Annotated in this window: 9 protein-coding genes; 7 read left to right on the forward strand and 2 right to left on the reverse strand. The window is 67.7% G+C overall.

Features of this window, described 5'->3' with window-relative positions; translation table 11 throughout:
- Positions 1-314, forward strand: a 314-nt coding sequence (locus A5652_RS10990; protein WP_067350502.1) for a nuclear transport factor 2 family protein, incomplete at its 5' end; no start/stop codon positions are given.
- Positions 315-333: 19 nt separating this feature from the next.
- Here A5652_RS10990 and A5652_RS10995 read toward each other — a convergent pair.
- Positions 334-1,107: a hemolysin III family protein gene (locus A5652_RS10995; protein ID WP_067350505.1), complete on the reverse strand. Its 774-nt coding sequence runs from the start codon at positions 1,105-1,107 to the stop codon at positions 334-336.
- A gap of 166 nt (positions 1,108-1,273) precedes the next feature.
- On the opposite strand from A5652_RS10995, the gene A5652_RS11000 reads away from it, so the two are divergent.
- The 3 genes from A5652_RS11000 (at position 1,274) to A5652_RS11010 (ending at position 4,133) form a co-directional block, all read left to right on the forward strand.
- Positions 1,274-2,062, forward strand: a complete 789-nt coding sequence (locus A5652_RS11000; RefSeq protein WP_067350506.1) for a (2Z,6E)-farnesyl diphosphate synthase — start codon at positions 1,274-1,276, stop codon at positions 2,060-2,062.
- 48 nt (positions 2,063-2,110) lie between these two features.
- On the forward strand, positions 2,111-3,490 hold the full coding sequence (locus A5652_RS11005) for a hypothetical protein (RefSeq protein WP_067350508.1): 1,380 nt from the start codon (positions 2,111-2,113) through the stop codon (positions 3,488-3,490).
- A 220-nt stretch (positions 3,491-3,710) separates the two neighbouring features.
- A complete protein-coding gene (locus A5652_RS11010) occupies positions 3,711-4,133 on the forward strand; it encodes a hypothetical protein (protein ID WP_067350510.1) in 423 nt (140 codons plus the stop codon).
- Between the two features lie 23 nt (positions 4,134-4,156).
- On the opposite strand, the gene coaA is transcribed toward A5652_RS11010, so the two are convergent.
- Positions 4,157-5,095, reverse strand: a complete 939-nt coding sequence (gene coaA / locus A5652_RS11015; RefSeq protein WP_044487112.1) for a type I pantothenate kinase — start codon at positions 5,093-5,095, stop codon at positions 4,157-4,159.
- Positions 5,096-5,211: 116 nt separating this feature from the next.
- Between coaA and glyA the strand changes: the two genes are divergently transcribed.
- From glyA to A5652_RS11030, 3 genes are all read left to right on the forward strand, one after another.
- Complete coding sequence (gene glyA, locus A5652_RS11020) at positions 5,212-6,492, forward strand: serine hydroxymethyltransferase (protein WP_067350513.1); 1,281 nt, start codon at positions 5,212-5,214, stop codon at positions 6,490-6,492.
- Positions 6,493-6,588: 96 nt separating this feature from the next.
- Positions 6,589-7,416, forward strand: coding sequence for an acyl-ACP desaturase (locus tag A5652_RS11025; protein ID WP_067350515.1), 828 nt, complete (start codon positions 6,589-6,591; stop codon positions 7,414-7,416).
- 253 nt (positions 7,417-7,669) lie between these two features.
- On the forward strand, positions 7,670-8,322 hold a 653-nt coding region (locus A5652_RS11030; RefSeq protein ID WP_232001162.1), incomplete at its 3' end, for a PIN domain-containing protein.

Below are 8,322 nucleotides of genomic sequence, written 5' to 3' on the forward strand. Positions count from 1 at the left end.
GCAGCGCCGACGACTTGGTCGAGTTGTACGCCGACGACGCCACCGTCGAAGATCCGGTCGGCGGCGAGGTACACATCGGCCGGCAGGCGATCCACGGCTTCTACTCCGCGGTCAACGAGGTGCAGCGCGAATGCGAACTGGTGACGCTGCGCATCGCCGGCAACGAGGCGGCCTTCCAATTCCGGCTGACGGTGACCGCGGGCGAGCACCGCATGGTGATCGAGCCGATCGACGTGATGGTCTTCGACAGCCGGGGCAAGATCGCCTCGATGAAGGCCTACTGGTCGCCGGAGGACGACGTCACCCCGGCCTGATCGGGATGACGAGGCAGCCCTAGCCGCCCGCCAGCCAGGCGTGGTCGGCCGTGTAGAAGACGGCGAACCACATGGCGATGTAGTGCAGAATCGCCGCGATCGCGGTGAAGGCGTGGAAGAACTCGTGATAGCCGAACGTCTTCGGCCACGGGTCGGGCCAGCGCAGCCCGTAGAAGATGCCGCCCACGCTATAGAACACGCCGCCCACCGCCAGCAGCACCATCGCGGCCACGCCGGCCTGGTGCAGGATCGTGGGCGCGAACCAGACGGCCACCCACCCCAGCAGCAGATAGAGTGGCACGCCGACCCAGCGCGGCGCCGTCGGCCAGCACATCTTCAACGCGATGCCGGCGGCCGCGCCGCCCCACACGATGCATTGCACCAGCACCCCGGTGTTCTGCGGCATGACCAGCCGCGCGAACGGGGTGTAGCTGCCGGCGATGAAGACGAAGATCATCGAGTGGTCGAGCCGCTTCATCCGGCTGCGCGCGACGTCTGACTTCCACTGCACCCGGTGATAGGTCGCGCTGACCGCGAACATCGCCACCGTCGCCGCGGCGTAGACCAGCGTCGAGTGGCCGGCGCGGGGCGAGGAGACCGCCCACGACACCGACACCAGCGTGGCGCCGGTGATGATGGCCAGCCACGCCGAGATGAAGTGGATCCAGCCGCGCATCCGGGGCTTGCCCAAGACCTGGGCGGCACCCTCGACGAACTGCTCGACGGTGTTGCCCGGAACGATCGAGTCGGATTCGGGCTCCGGGTTGGGCGCGGTGCTGGTCTGGCTGCTCATTGTCTCCTGTGTCTTGCTCGCAACTAGGGGTACCAATGGGAAAGTCGCCTAGGGCTCAACATCCACAGTAGCCAGGGATGGTTACGGGGCAGTCTCGACTTGCGCGGCGACGGGGCCGAAATGAGAACCGGTGAATAAATCACCGCTGGCAGTAGGGTAATTGTTCGTGGAAATTATCCCGCCGCGCCTCAAGGAGCCGCTGTATCGCGTCTACGAGCTGCGGCTGCGGCAGGGCCTGGCCGCCTCGAAGTCCCAGCTGCCGCGGCACATCGCGGTGCTGTGCGACGGGAACCGGCGATGGGCCCGCGACGCGGGGTACGAGGACGTCAGCTACGGCTACCGGATGGGCGCGTCCAAGATCGCCGAGATGCTCCGCTGGTGTCAGGAAGCGGGCGTCGAAATGACGACGGTGTACCTGCTGTCCACGGAGAATCTGCAACGCGATCCCGACGAGCTGGCCGGGCTGATCGAGATCATCACCGACGTCGTCGAGGAGATCTGCGCACCGGCCAACCGCTGGAGCGTGCGAACGGTGGGGGACCTGGAACTGCTCGGCGACGAGCCGGCACGCCGGCTGCGCGGGGCCGTCGAGTCCACGCCCAGCGTCGCGTCCTTTCACGTCAACGTGGCGGTCGGCTACGGCGGCCGGCAGGAGATCGTCGGCGCGGTGCGTGCGTTGCTCAACAAAGAACTCGCCAACGGCGCCACCGCCGAGGAACTCGTCGAGGCGGTGACCGTCGACGCCATCTCCGAGAACCTCTACACGTCCGGGCAGCCCGACCCCGACCTGGTGATCCGCACGTCGGGCGAGCAACGGCTGTCCGGATTTCTGCTGTGGCAGAGCGCGTATTCGGAGATGTGGTTCTGCGAGACGCATTGGCCCGCGTTTCGCCGCGTCGACTTCCTGCGCGCGCTGCGCGACTACAGCCGGCGGGATCGCCGGCACGGCAAGTGACCCCGGAAGGCCTTAAGGGCCCGCCCGCCCGCGTGCCACACTGAGTGCATGGCTGCGCTGTCGGCGGTGGTGTTCACGCTGAGCGCCTGGCTGGGCCTGTATCTGGCGGCCCGCGATCCGCGCAAGCCCGTCCTGGCGCTCACCGCGATCGGCCTGTGCGGATTCGCCCTCGTGGTGGGGCTGGACGCGGTCCGCAACGCCAGTCCCGCATACGCCCAGGCGCTGAGCAGAGTCGAGATCTACCTGGCGACCATCCCCGGCCTGGCATGGTTCGCGGTGCTCGTCGAGCTGTCCCGGCCCAGTGAAGGCGGGCGGGGGCGCACCCGCGAGGTGCTGCTCGTGGCCGGGGTTGGCGCCCTGACATTGTTCGGGGCGACCTTGGCCGGCGGCGTCGACGGGCCGCTGCGGCCGGGGCACTGGCTGATGTTCGCGGTGATTTCGGTGTCGACGCTCGGCGCGATGGCCGTCGTGTTGCGGCGGCCGCGGCGGCCCAGGCCTGCGGTGGGACTCGCCATCACCGCCACCCTGTTCTTCGCGCTGAGCAACGCGATCCTGATCATTCCGCTGGGCGTGGTGCCCAGCTGGGTGGCGCTGGCGTCGACGAGTTGCGACGTCCTGGGGCTCGGAGTCGCCGTCGCCCTGTGGGACGCGTTCGACGAGGGCCACGCCCTGCGCGCCGACATGCTCCGCTCGTTCGCCGGTTCGGTTGCGGTGGCGGTGCTGTTCGGTGGCCAGGCGCTGATCGGGTTGGCGGTCACCCGCAACGATCGCGGCGCCCAGACCGCGCTGACCGTGCTGCTGTTCACCAGCCTGGCGATTGCGATCACGGTCCAGGTGCTCGCGGATCCGCTGGCCGGCGTGCTCGACCGGCTGGCATTCTCGAAATCGCCTGCGCTGCGGGCGGATCGGGCCGCGCTACGGCATACCGGTGCCGCATTGCCGCTGCGCCAGGAGCACCCGCTTGCCGACGTCGACGACGTCACCTTCGCCAGACTCACCCGGCGGGCGTTGGGCCACTACGGTGACCTGACCAAGCTGGTCGCCAGCCCGCTGACCGCGTTACCGGTCATCGACGAGCGGCTGGCGGCCCGGGGAGCCCCCGACCAACCGATCGAGCGGGCCAACGAACTCAAGGCCGTGCTGGCCGACGGCATAGCGCGGCTCAAACCGCGCGACGGCGGCGACTTCGGGACCAGCGAAGAGTGGCGCTACTACAACTCGCTGTACTTCCCCTACGTCGTAGGGGTGCGGGCCTACGCGCAGAACGCCACGGCCTCGGGCCTGGATCCGACCGCACGCCAGGCCTGGCACTGGTTCGTCACGGAGGTACCGCAGCGTTCGCTGCACAATTGGCAGAACGCCGCGGCCCGGCTGATCGCCGCCGATCTTCGTGGCCGGGTCCCGGTCCCGAGCGACTCCAACGGGTAGAGCCGCCGGACGGCAGAGCACACCTGTGACTTCTGGGGCCGTTGTGGCGTCCCGATTGGCGCGTGTCAAATATTCATGGCCGCCGATGGGAATAGCCGGGTGAACCACCTCGTCGTTGTATCCGTGGCACTAGTTGGCAGCGCCACGAGTCGATATGGCAGTGCACTGGCGGCACCCTCAAAGCTGTTCGACCCAACCCGCCATCGCGAGGAGTAAGCAGATGAGCTCTATTACCGGCGTATCAACAATCCCGACCCGGCCCCTCTACGACTCGACGGACTCGCTGTTGCGTTTTGCCGTGCGTGCCGACGCGACCCTGACGGGGATGTTCGGTTTGACCATCGCCTTCCTCGCCGACCCGCTTTCGTCGCTGACCGGCCTGACGTCCTTCCAGGAATACGGCGTGGGCGTCGTTTTCGTGCTCGCCGGCCTGCTGGTGTTCAGTCTCGGGGCGCTGCCGGAACTGCGCCGGGTCGGTCTCAGCGTCATGGCGGTCAACGTCGCGTTCACGCTGGCCTCGATCGTGGCCGCGGAAGCGCTGCCGCTGACACTGACGGGCGTCGCTTTGACGCTGGCCACCGGCGCATACACCGCGGCGTTCGCGGCACTGCAATACCTCGGACTGCGTCGCCTCGAGGCGTGATCTGCCGCGCGGCCTGCGCGGTGTTAAAGCTTGCGCAGCCGCAGCCGGTTGATGGAATGGTCGGCGTCCTTGCGCAGCACCAGGGTGGCGCGTGGCCGGGTGGGAAGAATGTTCTCGACCAGGTTGGGGCGGTTGATCGAGCGCCAGATCTCGCGCGCAGCGGCGACCGCCTTGGTGTCGTTCAACGCCGAGTAGTGGTGGAAGTGCGATTCGGGATCCGCGAAGGCGGTACTGCGCATGGCCAGGAATCGCGATACGTACCACTGCTCGATGTCTTCGATTCGGGCGTCGACGTAGACGCCGAAGTCGAACAGGTCCGACACCATCAGTGTCGGACCTGTCTGCAGAACGTTGAGGCCCTCCAGGATCAGGATGTCGGGGTGGCGGACCACGTGCTTGGCCCCGGGAATGATGTCGTATTTGAGGTGCGAATAGACGGGCGCGCAGGCGTAGTCCGAACCGGATTTGACCGACGTCACGAACCGCATCAGCGCCCGGCGGTTGTAGCTTTCCGGAAACCCCTTGCGGTGCATCAGGTTCCGCCGGTCCAGCTCGGCATTCGGGTACAGGAAGCCGTCAGTGGTGACCAGGTCCACGCGGGGGTGATGGTCCCAGCGCGCCAGAAGCGCCTGCAGCACTCGGGCGGTCGTCGACTTGCCGACCGCCACGCTTCCGGCCACCCCGATGATGAACGGCACCGGCCGGTCCGGGTTTTGCTGAGGTTCGCCAAGGAATTCCGCGGTGGCGGCGAACAGCCGCTGCCGCGCGGCGACCTGCAGGTGAATGAGCCGGGCAAGCGGCAGGTAGACCTCCTCGACTTCGAGCAAGTCGATTTGCTCACCCAGGCCACGCAGGCCGACAAGTTCTTCCTCGGTGAGGGCCAGCGGCGTCGACATACGAAGCGCACGCCATTGCTTTCGGTCGAACTCCACATAAGGGCTCGGCTCGCTAAGCCGCGGCATAGTGCCAGTGTTACAGGAGCGTCGAAATGCCGAACGGCTGGGCTGGCGAAAAGTGAGCGCTGGATAGACTGGCGGCCGTGACTGCTGCACCTGATGCCCGCCCCTCGACGTCTGTGATGTCGGCCTCGCTGGCCGAGGTCGACCCGGATATTGCCGAGCTGCTCGGCAAAGAGCTCGGCCGGCAACGCGACACGCTCGAGATGATCGCTTCGGAGAACTTCGTGCCGCGTGCGGTGCTGCAGGCGCAGGGCAGCGTGCTGACCAACAAGTACGCCGAGGGGTTGCCCGGTCGCCGCTACTACGGCGGCTGCGAGTACGTCGACGTCGTCGAGAACATCGCCCGTGACCGGGCCAAGGCGCTCTTCGGCGCCGACTTCGCCAACGTGCAGCCACATTCGGGCGCCCAGGCCAATGCCGCCGTCCTGCACGCGCTGATGTCGCCGGGCGAGCGGTTGCTGGGTCTGGATCTGGCCAACGGTGGTCACCTCACGCATGGCATGAAGCTGAACTTCTCGGGCAAGCTCTACGAGAACGGCTTCTACGGCGTCGACCCGACGACGCATCTGGTCGACATGGACGCGGTGCGCGCCCAGGCGCTCGAATTCCGCCCGAAGGTGATCATCGCGGGCTGGTCGGCCTACCCGCGGATCCTCGACTTCGCCGCGTTCGCCTCGATCGCCGACGAGGTCGACGCCAAGCTCTGGGTGGACATGGCGCACTTCGCCGGCCTCGTCGCGGCCGGACTGCACCCCTCTCCGGTGCCGCACGCCGACATCGTCTCGACCACCGTTCACAAGACGCTCGGCGGCGGCCGCTCGGGCATGATCCTGGGCAAGCAGGAGTACGCCAAGGCCGTCAACTCGGCGGTGTTCCCGGGCCAGCAGGGCGGCCCCCTCATGCACGTCATCGCCGGCAAGGCCGTCGCGCTGAAGATCGCCAGCACCCCCGAATTCGTCGAGCGGCAGGAGCGCACGCTCTCCGGCGCGCGCATCCTCGCCGAGCGGCTGTTGGCCGCCGACGTCGCGAAGGCCGGCGTGTCGGTGGTCAGCGGCGGCACCGACGTGCATCTGGTGCTGGTGGACCTGCGCAACTCCCCGCTCGACGGCCAGGCCGCGGAGGACCTGCTGCACGAGGTCGGCATCACCGTCAACCGCAATGCCGTGCCCAACGACCCGCGGCCGCCGATGGTGACCTCGGGGCTGCGGATCGGGACGCCCGCGCTGGCCACCCGAGGCTTCGGCGACACCGAGTTCAGCGAGGTTGCCGACGTTATCGCCACCGCCTTGGCGGCCGGCAGTTCGGCCGACGTGGCCGGACTGCGGCAACGCGTGACGCGGTTGGCGCAGGAGTTTCCGCTGTACGACGGCCTCGAAGACTGGGCGCTGGTCGGCCGCTGACCCGGCCCGAACGCGCGTTGGGGGCGAAAGTCACCAGTTTCCGCGACACGGCCCGGTCGATTTCATGAACCTGTGTACGCGGGTTACAGTTATCTCATGGCCGAACGACCTGTCGCTAACGCGCTGACCCTGGAACTCGAGCCGGTCGTCGAAGCGAACATCGACCGCCACCTGTCCACCGAAGAAATCTGGTTCGCGCACGATTACGTGCCGTTCGAGCGGGGCGAGAACTTCGCCTTCCTGGGTGGACGCGACTGGGACCCGTCGTCGATGACGCTGCCGAGGCCGTTGACCGACGCCTGCGAGATCTTGCTGCTGCTCAAGGACAACCTCGCCGCGCACCACCGCGAGCTGGTCGAGCACTTCATCCTGGAGGACTACTGGGGCCGCTGGCTGGGCCGGTGGACCGCCGAGGAGCACCTGCACGCGATCGCGTTGCGTGAATACCTGGTGGTGACCCGCGAGGTCGACCCGACCGCCAACGAAGAGGCCCGCGTCCAGTACGTCATGAAGGGCTACCGCGCCGACACCTACTCGCAGGTGGAAACCCTGGTGCACATGGCGCTCGTCGAACGCACCCACGCGGTGTTCTGCGAGAACCTGGCCGCGCAACTCGAGGAGCCCATCCTGGCCGGCCTCATCGACCGGATCGCCCGCGACGAGCGGCGCCACGAAGTCTTCTTCTCGAACCTCGTCGCGCACTGCCTCGAGTACACCCGCGACGAGACCATCGCGGCGATCGCCGCCCGGGCGGCCGACCTGGAGGTGCCCGGCGCCGACATCGACGCGTACCGGGACAAGGTGCAGAACGTCGAGAAGGCAGGCATTTTCGGTCCGGAGCAGCTGCGTCAGGCGATCTCTGACCGCATCACCGCATGGGGGGTCGCGGACGAGCCCCAACTGCGGGAGTTCGTCGTCGGCTAAGCCGGCCCGCACGCGACTTTCGACATCGGCCGCCCAGTGAAGGTGGTCGTGGCTCGCCACGTCGGCGCGCCTGCACAGCGGGCACGCGGCCACGGGAGTAGCGTCGTTTCTCGATGGTCAGCGTCATGCTCTGCTGCCAGGGCGGCACCTCCCGTCACCACAACGGAAGGACCGGCCCCGGTCCTGGTGCTGCGGTTCCCGTCGACATGCCTGTGCGGGTCCGCGCGGGCTCATCCCGCTCGAGGAGCGCTACGTGACCGATATCCGGACCTACGTGATCGACACTTCCGTGCTGCTGTCCGACCCCTGGGCGTGCAGCCGGTTCGCCGAACACGAGGTGGTTGTTCCGTTGGTGGTGATCAGCGAGTTGGAGGCCAAACGTCACCACCACGAGCTTGGGTGGTTCGCACGCCAGGCGTTGCGGCTGTTCGACGACCTTCGGCTGGTGCACGGACGGCTGGATCAACCCATTCCCGTTGGGGCACAGGGCGGTTCGCTGCACGTCGAGCTCAACCACACAGACCCGTCGGTGCTGCCGGCCGGTTTCCGCAGCGACAGCAACGACTCGCGGATCCTGAGCTGCGCCGCCAACCTCGCGGCGGAAGGCAAGCGAGTCACGTTGGTCAGCAAGGACATTCCGCTCCGGGTCAAGGCCGCCGCGGTGGGGCTGGCCGCCGACGAATACCACGCGCAGGACGTGGTCGCCTCCGGATGGTCGGGGATGCGCGAGATCGAGACCGCCGCCGAGGACATCGACGCCCTGTTCACCGATGGGGAGATCGATCTGGTGGAAGCGCGAGACCTGCCCTGCCACACCGGGGTTCGGCTGCTCGGCGGCAGCTCTCATGCGCTGGGCCGGGTTAACGCGGACAAACGCGTTCAGCTGGTGCGCGGTGACCGCGAGGC

The sequence above is a fragment of the Mycobacterium sp. 1165178.9 genome (genome assembly GCF_001673555.1).
Taxonomy (GTDB): domain Bacteria; phylum Actinomycetota; class Actinomycetes; order Mycobacteriales; family Mycobacteriaceae; genus Mycobacterium.